The following is a 17,027-nucleotide window of genomic DNA, read 5'->3' as shown; positions in this document are numbered from 1 at the left end:
CGAAAACTGAGCAAACGGTTTTAAAAATACCACTGACAGTCTACCGATACCTTACTGTCGTGATAACCTTTGCCAAAGGCTTTACCCACGGCCGCCCGCAGCGTAAATTTATTGTTTTCCTGCAGCTGCATCCCGGCGCTTAAAGTATAGGTATCACGCCCGGCACTGCCGCCGCCCTTTTCGTTCAGACGGTCCTGCCCTACAAAACGGTTCCAGTTGTAATCAGTATCGTTGTTAAGCCATTCATGGTACCACATGGCGCTCATGTCATAGCTGCGTTCTGTCACTGCTCCCAGCCGCTCTTTGCCAAGTTCTATACGCAGTCCTACCTTGCTCTGCAGCGACTGCAGATCGCTGGCGCCGCGGCTTACTGCCGCACCATCTGCAGCACTGCTTTCAGTAATACCGGGATAGTGCAGCATGCTGTAGCGCAAAGCTGCAACAGGTATAAGTGTGCCCTGGCGCTGCGGCAGACGCCAGCCGGTCCCGGCCTCCGTCGTTAAACTGCGGCTTGTCCATTTCTTATCGTAGCTGCCGGAATAGGTATTGCCCAACATGACATTACGCTTGGTATCATAACGTTCAGCGCCGCCCTGCAGCAATCCATAATAAAATTGCCCCCGCTCAGGATCGGCTGCATAATGCCCGGTGATACCGATAAAGCCGCTCTGGCTTTCGCTGTGCAGGGGCGCTGCGGCCATAACATCAGTTTTGTCGTCCAAATAAGCGCCATACAGTCCATAACGCCAGTTGCCAGCCTGACGCTGGGCGCCGACTAAAATACCGCTGCTTTGACCGCTGAACCCGGCATAGCTGCGCCAGCTGTTCTGGTCAAACTCCAGCCGCAGCGGCTGGGCATAAACTGACCATTCGCCTTCCTGCGGCCGCTCTTTTTCCAGTAACCGGTCACTGGTCAGATCCGTCATCATTTTGATGCGGCTCTGCGCCGCATACTGCAGGCTGTCATATGCCCGCGGCGTCATTTGTTCCGCTGCCGCATCGATTGTGAATTTTGCAAAATCGATACCGCCAACGATATTCTGCGCGTCCCCGGTCATCGCTCCGGCCTTTTGATCTAAAAAGGCGGCCAACTGATGTCCATCCGCAGTGGCAGCAATTTTACTGTATGCATCGGCAGCCCTGCTGGCGGAGAATGTTATATCCCCCCCGGATGTGCTTTTGTACTCAACGTGTACTATAGAATCTGCGGAATCTTTTCCTTCTAACTGCAAATTATTGTCCTGCTCTAATGTGCCTGCTTCTATAAAATCGGTCAGCCGCAAAGTATTCTCGCCGTTGGCAAAATAACCATTAGGTACAATTTGCACTGTGCCGTCAAGTTTGGCTGTACCCCGCACAGTCAGTTTATCCCCGCCGTTGATGCCGCCTTCCAGTTCCAGCACGCCATCTTTCCCCTGCGTGTAACTGCCGACAGTCAGATGCCCAATAGAATTACCCGGCGCTACGATACCATCCACATTATTAACACTACCAGTAATAAAGCCATTGCCTTGTAACTTAGGCTGATCTGCTGCTGCATTTTTAGCGTTCTCTGCCGCAGCGGTGCTGACCGTAACATCGCTGTTGGTCAGATAACCGTTGACAGCCAGCGTACCTGCCTGCACTAAAGTATCACCACTGTAGGTATTATAACCGGTTAGGTCAAGCTTGCCAGTGCCGATTTTTATAACATCACCCTCGCCGATGATCGAGCCGCCATAGACAGAATCCGTAACGCCAGCCTCCAGGTCAACTGTCATATTCGACAAAGTTTTCCGTTCCGGGTCGAAGGGATCGCTGCCGTACAGCTCATCATTCTTACCCAGGTTGATGATACTGCCGCCCACACCGCCGTCATCCAGCCAGCCGACGGTGAAATCCCCGCCATTGGCCAGGATCGTATCTTTGCCGAGCGCCGCCAGCACTACGGAAAAATTGCCGTCTGCGGCCATGTCCTGCCAACCGCCAGCATCGCCAAAACTAATGAACGAGTTCCCCTGTGCCGCGGGGCTGAGATCATCGATCACTATCTGGGTACCCAATAATTTACCATTATTGTCATAGATCTTAACCCTGACTACATAATCGCCGCCCGTCGGCAGCAAAGTAAATTTTTTTAGCTCAACAGTGCGGTAACCGACATAATCCTTGCTGTCATCCTTGCCAAACGTACCTTTTTGCGTATAGACGCTTTTGCCATTTTCAGGATCAGTCGCCCCGGCCAGCACTTCGATCTCATAACTGGCAGCGTCCGTCAGCGTACAAAAACCCACCGCTTTTAAAAACTGCGGCCTGGCGGCCACATAATGGCTGGCCATACCTTTGCCGGTCTCCATCGCAACAGGATCCTCGTCATCCCAGCGCCAGTAAATATCGCTGCCAAGCTGTCCGTGCTGGCTAATGGAAGTATATCTTAAGGGATCAGCTTCGACAACACTGGTAACGCCGCCGGCCAGACTGGTATCATAATAGGACACATAGGCGTAGCCGCCGTCGCCCCAATCAGAGCCCCAGGAATTGCGCATGATCCAGGCGCCCTTTAATGGCTGACCATTCTTGTCTTTATAATTTGTAAACTCATAATCATCATCCCAGCCTACCAGCCCTACTTCATGGTTGGCTCCCAAGTCAAAGTCCTGGTTATATATTTCCGTAATCTTGGCGTCGTTCCATTCTGGGCCAGCATAGATACCGACAGAAATAATACCATTCTCAGTTATCAATTGCTTGATATACTTTTGCCGATCAGAATCGCTGACAAAACTCTTGCTTTCACTATCATAATAATAATTAACGGACATACTATCAACATACTGATACAGGCCATAGACCTGTGTTACCAATCCAACCTCCGGCTGCAATGTAACTCCCTGCATCCGCGTTGCCGGATCATTTTTCTGAAAAGGTTTGGAAGCAAACGGAGCATTGGTTTCCCAGGTCAAACCCGTACCACGCGTCAGCAGCGCTGCCGCCTTAAATTCCAGGCCGCCCTGATCATAGGCATCATAAATCCCCCTATCAGGATCGATAGAGCTTGGATAAAACGGGTGCGGATAGGTAGACGCATCTGTACCCAGTGGCGCATTATAACCCAACCAGGCCAGATAGCGTTCAGAAAAATCGGCTTTCGCGACAGCTTCGGTGATCTTGCCCGCCTCTATGGCTGCCTGCCGCTGCTTGTTCCAGTTGGCCTCCACCGTAGCCAGCATGCCAAAGGTCCAACAGCTGCCATAGTTAAGCTGATTTTTGACCGGACTGACAAAACCTGTCTTGCGCCCGTCATAAGACGTGTCAATACCAACCCCTGCCGCCAGTACCGCCCCGCAAACAGACATTGCCAGCAAATCAGCAGCTATGAATGCCGCCAATATTTTTTTATTACCGTATTTAGACCAATATTTTTTCATAACAGCACCAAAATTTCTAATTTTAATAAATATTTTTAAATTATACTTATATTTTAACATCATAAAAAACCTCCGTAAACAACTATTTACAAGTTGTTTACGGAGGTTTAAAGAAAGCTGTTATTTCATTGTTACGCCGTCTTCTTTGACATTGATCTCTGCTACCTCAAATGACAATGCTTTGCCAGCACCTTTGCCATCTTCGACACATTTTGCAGTAAAATTGGTTACGGCTGCTTTCGCTTCCTCGCCCACCGCTTTGCCGGAAATTTTATATTCCTGACCTGCGTTAAATTGCTGGGCTGCCTGGAAATGACTTTCAGTAAAACGCAGCATCGAATCCGTATCATCATACACTGCCAAGCCTAGATAGGCATTTCCCTGCATCGAATAATATTCCGCTTTAGAAACCCTGACGCGGACGATATGATATTCCTTGGACATTCTCCTCACCTCCCTTCGTAATTTTATTATAAAATAGCTCCTTTCCACGATGGCGGCAAAAAAACAGCGTACTCGCAATAAGTACGCTGCCTGTTATTTCTTACCACACTTTCGGTATTTCATTAAAATGCCCGGCAATAAACATCGTTGTCGTGATAGTTGCCAGAAGGTTATGCTGTTCATCAGTCATTTCCGCTGTAATGACCATCGTCGTCTGCCCGTGATGTTTGATCTGGCTGATAACGATCGCCGTGCCCGTACCGGGCAGATTGCTGATAAAATTGATATTAAAGCTCAGCGTCTGCACGACTTCGCCAACGCTGGCCCCGGTAATGCCCATGACAGAATCGGCCAAAGCCGCCAAAGCGCCGCCATGCACTCCCAGCCAGTGATTAGTATGGATATCAAAATCGATCGGCATACTTACGGTCGCGCCGCCGCAATGAACTTCATCAATATTGATTTTCAACAGCTGCATAAACGCACTGCCGCTCCAGATCTGTCTGATATGTTCCTCTACATTTGTTACCGTACTCATAATTTCACTCCTCCCCTATAAATAAAGACTGACTAAAGTCATATACGCAGGCACTACAATGATCCCCAGCAGCACCGTTAAAAAGCTCAGCGTCGCCGCGTAAGCAGAATCAGCGCCATAGGTTTTCGCTACGATCGCCATCTGCGTCATAGCCGGCATCGTCGCCTGCATGGTAAAGACCTGCGCTGACAGCGTGGTTACCGGCAATAACGGTACTAAAACCAAAACGCACAGGGGACAAACCAGAAAGCGCCCGGCAACACCCAGCAGCAGTTCTTTATCAAAGCCGATCTCCCCCAGAGGTATTTTGCTCATTTCGATGCCAATAAAGACCAGTGACAAAGGCGTCGTCAGATTGCCCACATATTGAAAGCTGTTCATTAAAAAATGCGGCAGCTGCCAATCCAGTAAGACCAGTATGATACCGATAATGAAGCCTGCCAGCGGCGGCGAAAAAATTTTCTTCAGCGCTGTCGGCGAAAAAAACGCCGGTTTGTTCTTCGTATGCGCCAGCGTATCCTGCACGATATTATGTACACCTAAAGTCCAGAAAAAGGTTGTATTGACCATATAATAAAGCATGACCGCAGGGATGCTTTTTTCGCCGAACAACGCCAGATTGACCGGCAAGCCAATAAACATGGTATTGGCAATAAAAAAATTAGTGCAGAAAATACCGCGGCGCTCTTTTTTGATTTTAAAAATACGGGCGGCCAGTTTGCCGACAATAAAGGCCAGCAGCATAGAACAGATCGGCAGCAGCAGATCAGGAGCCATGGCCACAAGCTTATTGTGGTCAAAATTTTTACTGATACTGACGATCATATACAAGGGTAAAGAAACAGCAGTCACCAGTCTGGCGATCAGTGCGCTACTGTACTCGTCAAACCAGCCGCGTCTGCTTAAAACAAATCCGATACCAATAATAAAAACAATACTGAAGATACCTTCCAGCGCTTTTAAAACAAATTCCATATGACACCTCTTTTCTGCTGTTGAAGCAAAATAAGGCCCGGTGAACGGGCCTTATTTTGCTTGATGGAGGAATGGCATAAGCACATCTTCTATGCCGGAAGCAGTAAACATCTATCTGATCTCTTCCCCGGCGACCTGTCCTAAATAATCGCCACAGGGAATTCCTTGTTTTCAACTAAATATAAAGCTGCTGTAACAGACAGCAGATCGGCACTGCCGCCCGGACTGATTCGCTCGGCCCTGAAAACTGCTTCGCTTTCTGCCAGCAGGCGTTGTCCCGCAGCAGTAAAAACACTGCCCTGCGCCAGAATAGCTTTGGCGCGCTGCTGCACAAACGGCAGCTTCTCATAACCGCCGCGCCAGATGACATTAGAATCCTGCACGACAGTCATTAAATTTAATAAAGCATGTATCAAAGCGTCGTTCAAGCATGCCCCCCGGGCAAAAGCTTCCTTTAAACCCGGCAGCCCTGCCTGGCGTACACTGGGAAACCCTGCTTCCACTTCCCCGCGGATACCCGTGATGCCATAAGTCTGATATAGTTTTTCTCCTGCCGTCAAAGGCCGGTCTGCCTGCAATCCTGCCAGCTCTTTCACTACCAGACCCTGCGTCATCTCTGCCACGATCGAACACAGCGAGCCACTGTCCAGCCCTTTATTCAGAGCCGCCCCTGCAGCCGCAGCCATTAACCCGCCGGCGAATAAAATACCCCTTTGGGTATTGACGCCTTTCGTCACGCGCAGCAGTTCCTGCTCCGCACTAACGCCATACTGCCTGACTTTGGCAAATAATTCCCGATAATCACCGGTATGGTTCATTCCTAAAACCTGTAAATCAGTGAAAGCTTTTGCCAAAACCGCAGAACCGGCGGCAAAAGTCAAAATACTCATATCCGTATGCGCACCGTTACTATGACGGGTAACCAGTCCCGGTTTGGGATGGGCACAGACTTCCATAAAAACAGCCTGCGTCAAAAACAGACTCATTTGCTGTAAAGCTTCAGATTTAGCAGAAAGCTGGCGGGCTGAAATCTCTACTACTATTTCCTTAAACGCACTTTGCCCATTTAATTTTTTAGCCTGGGGATCATACATCGCTGCACCTGCTTTCTGCCAAAATAACTTTTAAGCACCCATAATGGCTTTAGTAGCCAAATAAAGAATGGAAGGGCACAACAAACAGCCCGTACCAGTATAGAATGTAGCAGTCATAGCGCCATAAGGCACCAGTTTAGCATCAACTGCCGCCAAACCTGCAGCTACGCCAGAAGATGTTCCCATCAAACCGCCATAAATCATAGCCGCCTGAGGGTTATTCAAACCAACGATATTTTTAACAAACGGTGTCAAAATCATAACTGCAACAGATTTAACAACACCGGCTGCAATCGAGATGGCAATTACATCAGAGGAAGCACCCAAAGCAGCACCCGTTACCGGCCCGACAACGAACGTACAAACACCTGCACCAACTGTAACCATGGAAACTACGTCAGGATAACCCATAAAATAGGCCATCACGCAGCCAACAACAAAAGAACTGAGTACGCCCATCAAAAGTGATACGACACCAACCATACCGCATTTTTTGATTTCACGCAGATCCGCGCCAAAAGCGGTGGATACGATAGCAAAATCACGGAACATCCCGCCGCCCATCATACCAACGCCGGCAAACATCGGAATACTTGCCAGACCTTTCGAGCCGCCGGTAGTAATACCGCCGATATAAGCTAAAATCAGACCAGCAAAAATAGCGATGGCAGAACCATGGATCTTGCCTTTGGTCAGAGCAGAAAGCTTGTAGGTAATCAAAGTAATGATACCAATCAGCATAAAAGCAAAAACCAAACCATTCGATTTAAATACTTTCGCAGTAATAGCAACGATATCCATTTATTTCACCTCGCCTTTCGAGCCGCCTAATTTAGAAATGACGGGAATCAATACAAAGGCAACCGCTACACCTACAAGTCCCGACCCGATAGCCAAAGCGCCGCCGGAAAGAGCCGCTACTACATTTTGAATAGAACTCATCGCTACGACGATCGGAATATACATGGCACTCCAGAAAGCAATGCCCTCCTGAGATTTTTTATCGAGCCAGCCATGGTCTATACCATGATTAGACAAAAGGATCAGGAAAAGCATAGCAAAACCTACGCCGCCAACATTGGCTTTTACCCCTACGATGGCACCAAACATATCACCCAGAACAATACCGACAATATAACATGCCGCCAATAAAGCAACTCCATATATAGCCATGAGATTACACCACCTTAGTACAATTTTTTATTATCGCTCCCCGCTCAGGGGGAGCGAAACAACTAAAGGCAACGGTAAAAATTTACTTATTCAACTATGGCAACAACCTGACCGGCACTGACGCGGTCGCCGGGCTGTACTTTGTACTCTTTGACGACGCCGGCTACCGGGGACGGTACCAGTTGTTTCATTTTCATTGCTTCCATTACGATCAGGACGTCTTTGACTTCAACGCTGTCTCCTACCTGTTTTTCAAAACGAACGATCTTACCGGGTACGCGGGATTTAATTTCCATGATTCAACATCTCCTTAAATTAGTTTGTCTTTATTCAACTATGGCAACGACCTGACCGGCACTGACGCGGTCGCCGGGCTGTACTTTGTACTCCTTGACGACGCCGGCCACCGGGGACGGTACCAGTTGTTTCATTTTCATTGCTTCCATTACTACCAGCACATCTTTAACTTCAACGCTGTCTCCTACCTCTTTTTCAAAACGAACGATCTTACCGGGTACGCGGGATTTGATTTCCATGATTTATGCCTCCTGTGACAGTATTTCCAAAACTGTCTCTTTCTTTAATATTTGTACATCCTGCAGACCCTTACCTAAAACTGTCTGCGTCGGCTGAAATAATTCAGCCGTTTTAATACCATAACCGTTAGCAAGCTCCGTTTCCAGATCGATATCCACCTGAAACTTCCTGCCGATAGCCTGCAGCTCTGCATAGAATTCCTGCAGCCGCTCCAACGACAAACCTGTTACCAGCAAGTCCAGATCAGAATCACTGTTGGTAAAAGGCAGCCCGGTCGCTATTTCCAGTCCCGCCGAGCCTAAAATACCCAGCCTGATCTGCTGCCCGGCAGCATAAGCGCATACGGCCTGTGCTGCCGCCAGACAGTCAGTAGCCGCTGTGAAGCTTGCTGCCGCCAGTTCATAGGGCCGCTGCACTTGAACTGCCTCGCTCACTTTTAACTCTGCGGCCAGCCGCAGACGCCTGCCGCCGCATAACTGCGGATGAACGAAGCCTACGGGGATCATCTCTGCTGCAACATCTTCCGCACGTCTGACGATCCCGGGAATAACGCTGTCCGCACGGAAAATATCCGCCGCTAAAAATGCCTTTTCCCCTGTCAGCTCGTGCAGGAATATCTGCTGCAGCCTTTTTCTGCCGGCACTGCCTGGATAAACCAGATCATGCCGTTTTAACTGCGTTTTGTCCATACGGGATCCGCCTTACTGTTTTGCTGATAATCAAGCTGTGCCTGTACCATGCTGTCAAAAAATTCCGTTTGCACCGGTCCGGTGATGGTAACGGGAGCTACCTTGATCCCGGCCACGGGATCGCCACGCAGTTCCAGCACCGTCTGGCCGGCATTGACCTGCACTTCGGGACAGACCTTGACGATCCGTCCCTTGATGCGCAGGATACTGCGGGCTACTCTGTTTAGGGTAACGGCTGAAGCCAGCGTCGTCGCTTTCACGATCACTTCATACTCCGGATAAGTCCGTTCCCTGCGGTAAGTAATGATCTTGCCGTCTTTATTACAGATATGCCCCGATTCTGAACAGGGAAAGCTGTCACCCATCGGCAGCCCGCCTGCTATCAGTTCATAATATTGCTGCCCGCCCTTAGACGCGGTCGGTACCAGTTCAATATCGTCTCTGACCGGGATGCCATCCATAGCCAGCCAGCCGATTTCCTGACAGCCATACAAATCATGTACTTCTGCCTGCAGGATTTTTGCAGCCACCGGTAATAATTCCAGATCCAGCGGCGTGCCGGCGGTCAGCAGCTTGATGCCTTGCGGCAAGTCTCCGGCAACGCCCATATTTTCAGCGTCTGCCAGTGCCGCCCGCAAAAATGCCGATTCCCCAACCACAGCGGTAGGCTGCTCTTTGTACAGCGCCGCCAGAAAGGCGTCGCGGCTGGAACGTACTAAAAACGACCATTCCAAGCCGAACTCCTTTAAGGCCTGCCCGGAAAAAACATTGACCAGCGGCGGGTAGGTAACCAGTACCTTATCGCCGCGTTTCAGCCCGGCTCGCTCCAAAATCCTGAAGGAAGCTTTGATGCGGGCCGGCAGCTCCGCATAGGTAACGCCGACGATATTCTGAAACGCCGAGGTACCAGTGGTAAACGTGAGATAAGCCAGATTCAAAGGCGTATGTACTTCTTCGATCACATGAGCCGCTGTCGGCCCCGCAATACCTTTATCCGCCAAAGTGCGCTTGGGCATCTCCTCCAGCCTGGGCGCCGAGCCGAAATCTTCGACCAGCATACTTATTTCCTGAAGCAAGCTGTTCATCTGCATTCTCCTCAGGCGTTGATATATTTATCTTCCACAGCGGCAAATTCTGCGTTGACCTTGGCGATAGCTTCCATTCTGTGAGTGCGGCCGCCGCGTTCATTGCCTAAAATACCTCTGCCCCAGGGACCGAGCAATTCGCCTTTGCCCTCTGCCTTTAATTTGGCAACTTCGTCGATATGTTTGATAATGACCGCGCGCATATCTTCAACCTGGTTGACGATTTCCTGCACGCCGCCCAGCTTATAAAAGAAATCAACACCGGCTGCAAAAACAGGATTGCTGGTAGAAAGCTCTTCCAGGCGTTCGATGTCCATTTTGGTAATACGGGCGATAGAAGTCAGCGGCATAACATGGATCATAGTGCCGAAATCTTTGGAAAGAGCCAGAATATGGTCAGCCTGCAGGCCGTGACACAGGAAAGCGCCGGAAATAGCACGGCCGATGACCATAGCCACGATCGGATGCCCTGCTTTACGTGCTTCAGCCAAAGCCAGCTGATAACCGCCTGTAGATTTATTCATACCGGCGATTTCTTCCATTTTGCCAGGGCCGTTACCAGGGGTATCAACGATCAAAACGATGGCGCGTTTTTCTGCCAGTGGTTTATCCTTGTCGGCTTCCAGCGTCCGGTAAACAGCCGTTGCCATTTTATAACCTTCCTCAAGACCGATGACGCCGCCGAAAACAACAGGAAATCTGTCGTTAAAAGCCATCGCGTCATTAGCGATGATCGTAGTCAGTTTGCCGTCCAGTTTCGCCGTACCGACGACGGAACCGGGGCCATAATCAGGGTCGAAGCTGTAACCGTCGATGATGTTTTCCTGGAAGGAATCTTTATCGATGATCATATCGATAGCGTCGCGGCCGCGACCTATCATAGTGTTGTCCAATTCTTCCATGTTCATGTTCCTCCTTTTCCTTAAGCGCGTACTCTGCGTTTTACTACTTTGAGGAATTCCGCAGTCGTCATTTCAGGCAGAGCTGCCGGATCTTCGTTGCCATAGTACTTCCACAGATCCATCGAATCCTTCGGTTGCATATCTCCGACCAGCTTCACCAGCTCCTGTTGCTCCTGGACCAGCTTCAACGAACCGATGCGGCGCATTTTTTCGATCTCTGCCATCGGGATCTCAGCCACTTCCGCCAGGGTTTTATGGAATTCGCCGATCTTATCTTCGACCAGATAGTTGCAGTCCTGAATAATATATTTATGCTTAGCGCCGGTAGTCCGGTAAACCAAAGCTTTGTTGGAAGCGTCAAATTCGTCTTTGCCCATTTCCTGTTCGATTACTTCCGGGCCGGTCAGGCCGATACGGCCTTCTTCGTTCATCACGATAACGTCGGTAGCCGCAGCGACAAACCCCATACCGCCAAAGCAGCCAACTTTGCTGCCAACAACAGCCACTACCGGGACGATACCGCGGCAGTCCTGGAAGGCATCCATAACTTCGGCATGAGCCAAAAGACCGGCATTAGCTTCGTGCAGACGTACACCGCCGGTTTCAAAAGAAACAGCGACCAGCGGACGCCTTGCGGCATATTCCTCAGGATATTTGGCTTTGATATCGGCAGCAGCCTTCAAGGCCAGGCGAATGGTCGCGACCATTTTACCGCCGTTGACTTCACCGATAGCGCCGCCAATAAACTTACCTTCCATTGATACTACAAAAACAGGATGCTTGCCCAAAAGGCCCACACCGCAGACAGTACCGTCATCAAATTCCACAGCCGTTCCCAATACCGGCAGATGCGGGCTGCAATAACGGTCCAGCGGATTTAAAAACTCCGTAAAGGTTCCTTCATCGACCATGCCCAAAGCACGTTCACGGGCATTAGCGTCAAAGAAGCTGCTGTTTTCAAGCTCAGTCCATTTTTTCATAATCATTCAGCCTCCTTTGCAGTAGCTTCTGCCAGTGCCTGGCGCAATCTCATATAAACTACGATCGGTGTAGCATTGTCATCGTTGATCTCGATACTGACATTACCAACACCTGTATCAGCAACAAATTTACCGAGCATTTTTTCCCAAACCGCATCAAAGCCTTTCACAGGAGTAACTACTTTGGCTTTAACGCCGCCGTTCAAAGCCTTTTTTTCCATCAGTACTTCCAGATCGCCGGAACCGGTCACACCAAGATGCGACCATTCCTTAGCTATTTCCTGAGTTGCGGCAGATTTAAATTCAAATTCCAAAACCTGTAATGCCACGTTAATCTCCTCCTCTTACCAGTTTCTGAATTTAGCAGGCGGATTATACAGACCTTTCGACCAAACTACCAGGTCATGTACATTTTTAGCCGCCAGCATGGAACGGTTAGCTCTGCTCATATCAATGCCCAGATCATCGGCAGTCTTGATCACACCAAGATCACGCAGACGCAGGGTTTCTTTCGGGTCAGCCTTCATGCCGACTTCGGTAAAGCCCGCGATACCGCGGATAGCGGCAGTACGTTCTTCCATATTTCTGCATTTATGCAGGTATGCGATACCTTCCTCGGTAATGATATGGGTCAGGTCATCGCCGTAGATCATGACCGGTTCGATCGGCAGATTAGCGTTTTTAGCCAAAGCAAAAGCATCCAGTTCTTCTACGAAGCCAGGCGCCAGCTTTTCGCGGAAGGTTTCCGCCAGCTGTACGACCAGCCGTTTACCGCGGTGTACCGGCCCCCACATGGCTTCCTTAACGCCGTATTCTTCACCGCATTTAAGCCACGCTTCCGAAGAATGACGACGGCCTTTAGGATCGCAGCCCATATTCGGGGCGCCGCCGAAGCCTGCCACACGATTGGCCGTAGCCGTCGAGCTGTTGCCGTAAGGATCGATCTGCAGTGTGCCGCCGATAAACATATCGATCGCATAATGACCTGCAGTCTGTGAAAAAGCACGGTTGGAACGCATCGATCCGTCAGGACCGACAAAGAAAATATCACTGCGGGCAGCAACATACTCATCCATGCCCAATTCACCACCGAAGCAGTGGATAGATTCGACCCAGCCGCTTTCAATAGCCGGGATCATCGAAGGATGCGGGTTCAAAATAAAGTTGGTGCAGATCTTGCCTTTCAGGCCCAGTTCCTCACCATAAGTCGGCAGCAATAATTCGATCGCAGCCGTATCAAAACCGATACCATGGTTCAGGCTTTTGATACCATACTCTCCATAGATACCTTTGATCGCCATCATGCCCTTCAAAACCTGGGCATCGGTAATCAGTGCCGGATCGCGGGTAAAGAGCGGTTCGATGTAAAACGGTTTCGGAGACTGGATAACATAATCGACCCAGTCGCCGGGAATATCGACACGCGGCAGCTCGTCTACGATCTCGTTGACCTGCGCAATAACGATACCCTGACGGAATTTAGTAGCTTCTACGATCGCCGGCGTATCTTCTGTGCTGAACCCGGTAAACAGGTTGCCATGACGGTCGGCTTTCGTGGCCGCGATCAATGCGACACGCGGAGTCAGATCTACAAAATAACGGCCATACAGTTCCAGATAGGTATGGATAGCGCCCAGTTCCAGTTTGCCTTCCTTTAAAAATTCGGCAATCCGGCCTGCCTGCGGGCCTGAAAAGGACATATCCAGCTTTTTAGCGATGCCTTTTTCAAAAACATCCAGATGTTCCGGCAAAGTCAGAACGGACTGTACCATATGCAGGTCGTGTACTTTAGCAGGATCGACCTGGCAAAGTGCTTTCGCCAGAAAATCGGCCTGTTTCTGGTTGTTGCCTTCGATATTGACCTTATCGCCCGGTTTGATAACAGCCTCCAGCAAAGCTACTGCATCTTTGGCATCAACTATTTTTCCTTCTTTGACGTAAGGGGCAGCCGACGCAGCTCTTGCCGCAGCGTCTTTCTTTAAAGAATCCCACTCACGCGTAATACCTTTAAGCTCCATTACATTCTCTCCTTTCTTATTACAAAACTGCTTCATCTATACCAGATGCGGGTAAAAAAAATAGAGAACAAAGCACAGCTGTTAACTGCGCGCTCGTTCTCTCATTCGCCACTATTCACTTATACCCGTATCTAGATATGCATAACTCCCAGCCCTGCCCGTTCATGATTCGTCATGTAATGCAGAGCCGATTTACCGAACAACGCTACCGCCAGCCAGCCGGTATCACGTACGACAGCTATTTTCAGAGCCAGGCTGGCACTGGAGGAAACGCTGACTAAAATACCTTTTTTAGCTTCTTCCGTGGCATGGATCAAAGCATGGATATCATTAGCTGTCTTTTCAATAATGCCTGAATTAAGACTGGCGCCAATTACGGCCCTATTGACCTTTTCGTGGAAATCATCATAAGATGTTTTACCGCCGACCTCTGTGACCACAAATTTATGACCAGCTTCCGTCAGCGCTCTTTTGGCCGTTTCTTCATCTTTCAGTGTGCGTGTAAGCGCCAGCAGCATTGCCGCTACGCCAACGCTTTTAATACTTTCACCCAACAAAAATGCTTCCATCTCTCAAATCCTCCCTTTACTGCAACCTCAGCAGCTGCGAATGCTTATTTCACCAAAATCGAAGCTTTCGATTTTTCCCGCAGCATTTCGTACAAGCAAACTACCATAATCATCCATGTCTTCCGCTGTTCCGGAATAAATTTCTGTATCATTGTCCTTTACAATCACCTTCTGTCCCAAAGTACAGCTGTTTGCCAGCCAGGCTTGCCTGATCGAAGCAAAACCGCAGCTGTGCCAGTGAGAGTAAAGCAGGCTGAATTCATCCAGAAACGCCTTGAGGACCTGTTCATGCTCGTATTCGATGCCCGTTGCCAGATAAAGTGAAGTCGCCGTTAGCAGGGCTCCGAAATCTTCAGAAGACATATTTATGTTGATACCAATACCGACAACGGCATACTCAATGCTGCCATCGGCAGCCAGCGCCATTTCCGCTAAAATACCGCAGATTTTTTTACCGTCCAGCATGATATCATTGGGCCATTTTATAGAAAAATTCTTATTCGTTAATCTCTGCAAAGCTTGAACTGCCGCAACGGCTGCAAGCAGCGTTATCTGGGCGCAGTATTCGGCAGCGATCGTTGGTCTGAGGATCACGGAAAACCATAATCCCTTCCCCTCCGGAGATTCCCATTTCCGCCGCATACGTCCTCGTCCGGCAGTTTGCCTGGCGGCAACAACGACCGTACCTCCTGCCGCACCCTGCTTCGCAAGTTCCAGCGCTTTCAGATTGGTAGAAGCCAATTCCTCATAATACTGTATTTGATTGTGCAGTATCGTCCCGGTTTCTGCCATCTTCATCGCACCGCCTCAAATTTTACTTAACCAGATGGATCGTCGAAATGAAAACGCCGCAGGCGATCGCCGAAACGATAACGCCGCCGATATTAGCACCCATTGCCACCGGCATGATAACAGCAAACGGATCTTCATCTTCGGCTATATGCTGGGCGATCTTAGCCGTAGTCGGTACGCAGGAAATACCGGCAATACCAACGACCGGATTGAAATCACCCTTTTTGAATTTATAAACTACCCAGCCGCCTAAAATCCCGACAGCCCCGGATACTGCCAAAGCTACTACGCCCAAAACGATCAGCGGCGCAACTTTGGGATTGAGCAGCGTGGAAGCTTCGCATAAAGTGCCAAGCAAAAGCCCCAGCATTAAAGTTGCAGCATAAAGAATAACGTTCTCCAGCAGATCCTGGTAAGGAACGATTTCAGCCTCTTTGATCGTCATGCCCAGGAAGAAGGACATGATCAGCGGCGCTGCCATCGGCAGTAAAATGCATAACAGAGCGCAGCATACTAAAATGAAAATAAATTTTTTGGTTTTCGGAATTTCCGGAGCATCAAAAATGATATCGATACCACGGTACTTTTTCGGCACCAGCATTTTTACCAGGGTCGGATAGCCGGCATAAGTCAGGCTTAAATACAGATAAGCAATAACAGAGATCGGCACAAAGAGCTCCGGCGCCAGCATTAAAGAAGTAAACAGGACCATGGGCCCATCAGCGCCGCCGATAGACGCAACAGCAGCAGCTTCCGGCGGGGTCAAACCAAGATTGACACCCAGAATAAGCGTAACAAAGGTGCCCGCTTCAGCAAAAATAGCAATAATGATGGAAGTCCAGGGATTTGCTAAAATAAAACCGATTTCACACATCGCACCAATACCCATGAAAACCAGACAGGCAACCAGGCTGTTGCTGAAGGTCAAATTATAGATCGGCTGCAGAAAATTGATCTGCATGATATTCATCAGAGCGCCGGGTTCTGAAACAAGCGGATCCAGAAACAGGGTGCCCAGCTTACCGCCATCTAAAAAAAGTACGCCGCAGTTGATACAGATCATACCAACACCCATCGGCACCATGATCAAAGGCTCTAAAGTCCTTTTAAACCCCAGATAGGCCAGGACGAAACCAAAGATAATCATAAAAATACGCGCACAGGCGATCACCGGATCTTGCACAAATAAACTGGCAATACCAGGAAACAATGTTGCTACTAAACCCATCTCCATCCTTATTCCATCCCTTCTCCATTAGAATTATTATTGCCCATCAATTTATTGAGCAATACCACTACGCCAATCATAAACAACGAAATTGCCGCAGTGAACAGATACGAAAATCCTGCATACGCATAAACATTCATTGCTTTAAACCCCTTTCAAACTTTTCTTTCCTCCATGTCAACTGACGGTTTCCGGATAACCGATCATGGTAAAAAAAAATAGAGAAATAGAACAACTCTATTTCTCTATCACCACTTTGCAGTTGTTTTTTGAAGAAAACAAATAAAAATCTACTCTCAAATTCTCTCAAGACAGCTTATACTATCGACTTCCGTCGTTGTCTTGTCTCAGCCATTTATTTATTGCAAGATGACTTTTGTTTTTTGATAAATCAAACGTTCTCTTTTATTGCCATCATTATACCACATCCGTCCCCCCCCGCAAGACATTTCTGTTCTAAAATAAAATTTTCTTCGCTTGTCTTGCAACTGGTACCTTTTGGGCCATTCTTTTTCACCACGTTAATAAAGCACCGTTATTCTGAACTGCCCCATATTGAACGGACAGCATAAAAAGCCTCTTGGCAGGAAAATATA

At 48.9% G+C, this 17,027-nt stretch carries 19 protein-coding genes; all 19 read right to left on the bottom strand.

Annotated features, from left to right (window positions below; genetic code table 11):
• Positions 1 to 20: 20 nt before the first annotated feature.
• The gene (locus Q4G98_RS07335) at positions 21 to 3,470 is read right to left on the bottom strand and encodes a C1 family peptidase (RefSeq protein ID WP_298562979.1); all 3,450 of its coding nucleotides are present in this window, start codon (positions 3,468 to 3,470) and stop codon (positions 21 to 23) included.
• 57 nt (positions 3,471 to 3,527) lie between these two features.
• Positions 3,528 to 3,851, bottom strand: a complete 324-nt coding sequence (locus Q4G98_RS07330; RefSeq protein WP_298562981.1) for a hypothetical protein — start codon at positions 3,849 to 3,851, stop codon at positions 3,528 to 3,530.
• 100 nt (positions 3,852 to 3,951) lie between these two features.
• Positions 3,952 to 4,389, bottom strand: coding sequence for a PaaI family thioesterase (locus tag Q4G98_RS07325; protein ID WP_298562983.1), 438 nt, complete (start codon positions 4,387 to 4,389; stop codon positions 3,952 to 3,954).
• Positions 4,390 to 4,404: 15 nt separating this feature from the next.
• Positions 4,405 to 5,364 carry an AEC family transporter gene (locus Q4G98_RS07320; protein ID WP_298562985.1) on the bottom strand — a complete coding sequence of 320 codons (960 nt, stop codon included), beginning with the start codon at positions 5,362 to 5,364 and terminating at the stop codon, positions 4,405 to 4,407.
• 140 nt (positions 5,365 to 5,504) lie between these two features.
• Positions 5,505 to 6,458, bottom strand: a complete 954-nt coding sequence (locus Q4G98_RS07315) for a triphosphoribosyl-dephospho-CoA synthase (RefSeq protein ID WP_298562987.1) — start codon at positions 6,456 to 6,458, stop codon at positions 5,505 to 5,507.
• Positions 6,459 to 6,488: 30 nt separating this feature from the next.
• The gene (gene madM / locus Q4G98_RS07310) at positions 6,489 to 7,259 is read right to left on the bottom strand and encodes a malonate transporter subunit MadM (protein WP_298562988.1); all 771 of its coding nucleotides are present in this window, start codon (positions 7,257 to 7,259) and stop codon (positions 6,489 to 6,491) included.
• Positions 7,260 to 7,631, bottom strand: coding sequence for a malonate transporter subunit MadL (madL, locus tag Q4G98_RS07305; RefSeq protein ID WP_177561493.1), 372 nt, complete (start codon positions 7,629 to 7,631; stop codon positions 7,260 to 7,262).
• An 86-nt stretch (positions 7,632 to 7,717) separates the two neighbouring features.
• Complete coding sequence (locus tag Q4G98_RS07300) at positions 7,718 to 7,927, bottom strand: acetyl-CoA carboxylase biotin carboxyl carrier protein subunit (RefSeq protein ID WP_298562991.1); 210 nt, start codon at positions 7,925 to 7,927, stop codon at positions 7,718 to 7,720.
• Between the two features lie 30 nt (positions 7,928 to 7,957).
• The gene (locus Q4G98_RS07295) at positions 7,958 to 8,167 is read right to left on the bottom strand and encodes an acetyl-CoA carboxylase biotin carboxyl carrier protein subunit (protein ID WP_298562993.1); all 210 of its coding nucleotides are present in this window, start codon (positions 8,165 to 8,167) and stop codon (positions 7,958 to 7,960) included.
• 3 nt (positions 8,168 to 8,170) lie between these two features.
• Positions 8,171 to 8,857 carry a malonate decarboxylase holo-[acyl-carrier-protein] synthase gene (gene mdcG / locus Q4G98_RS07290; protein ID WP_298562995.1) on the bottom strand — a complete coding sequence of 229 codons (687 nt, stop codon included), beginning with the start codon at positions 8,855 to 8,857 and terminating at the stop codon, positions 8,171 to 8,173.
• Positions 8,839 to 9,942: an acyl carrier protein gene (locus Q4G98_RS07285; protein WP_298562997.1), complete on the bottom strand. Its 1,104-nt coding sequence runs from the start codon at positions 9,940 to 9,942 to the stop codon at positions 8,839 to 8,841. The genes mdcG and Q4G98_RS07285 overlap by 19 nt, the downstream gene beginning before the upstream one ends.
• Before the next feature lie 11 nt (positions 9,943 to 9,953).
• Positions 9,954 to 10,844, bottom strand: a complete 891-nt coding sequence (mdcE, locus tag Q4G98_RS07280; protein ID WP_293548545.1) for a biotin-independent malonate decarboxylase subunit gamma — start codon at positions 10,842 to 10,844, stop codon at positions 9,954 to 9,956.
• 20 nt (positions 10,845 to 10,864) lie between these two features.
• Positions 10,865 to 11,824 (bottom strand): biotin-independent malonate decarboxylase subunit beta, encoded by a 960-nt coding sequence (locus tag Q4G98_RS07275; RefSeq protein WP_298562999.1) that lies wholly within the window; start codon positions 11,822 to 11,824, stop codon positions 10,865 to 10,867.
• A gap of 2 nt (positions 11,825 to 11,826) precedes the next feature.
• Entirely contained in the window at positions 11,827 to 12,153 is a 327-nt protein-coding gene (gene mdcC, locus Q4G98_RS07270) for a malonate decarboxylase acyl carrier protein (protein WP_177562348.1), read from the bottom strand.
• A 15-nt stretch (positions 12,154 to 12,168) separates the two neighbouring features.
• On the bottom strand, positions 12,169 to 13,842 hold the full coding sequence (mdcA, locus tag Q4G98_RS07265) for a malonate decarboxylase subunit alpha (RefSeq protein ID WP_293548541.1): 1,674 nt from the start codon (positions 13,840 to 13,842) through the stop codon (positions 12,169 to 12,171).
• A gap of 131 nt (positions 13,843 to 13,973) precedes the next feature.
• Positions 13,974 to 14,411: a HutP family protein gene (locus Q4G98_RS07260; RefSeq protein ID WP_177562345.1), complete on the bottom strand. Its 438-nt coding sequence runs from the start codon at positions 14,409 to 14,411 to the stop codon at positions 13,974 to 13,976.
• Between the two features lie 27 nt (positions 14,412 to 14,438).
• On the bottom strand, positions 14,439 to 15,209 hold the full coding sequence (locus Q4G98_RS07255; protein ID WP_298563002.1) for a biotin--[acetyl-CoA-carboxylase] ligase: 771 nt from the start codon (positions 15,207 to 15,209) through the stop codon (positions 14,439 to 14,441).
• 16 nt (positions 15,210 to 15,225) lie between these two features.
• Positions 15,226 to 16,431, bottom strand: coding sequence for a Na+-transporting malonate decarboxylase, carboxybiotin decarboxylase subunit (gene madB / locus Q4G98_RS07250; RefSeq protein ID WP_177562370.1), 1,206 nt, complete (start codon positions 16,429 to 16,431; stop codon positions 15,226 to 15,228).
• Positions 16,432 to 16,439: 8 nt separating this feature from the next.
• The gene (locus Q4G98_RS07245) at positions 16,440 to 16,571 is read right to left on the bottom strand and encodes a hypothetical protein (protein WP_021718763.1); all 132 of its coding nucleotides are present in this window, start codon (positions 16,569 to 16,571) and stop codon (positions 16,440 to 16,442) included.
• Between the last annotated feature and the right edge of the window lie 456 nt (positions 16,572 to 17,027).

It is taken from the genome of uncultured Phascolarctobacterium sp. (assembly GCF_958349595.1).
GTDB lineage: Bacteria > Bacillota > Negativicutes > Acidaminococcales > Acidaminococcaceae > Phascolarctobacterium.
Note: the sequence above shows the minus strand (reverse complement) of the source record. Positions and strands in the feature narration are given on the sequence as shown.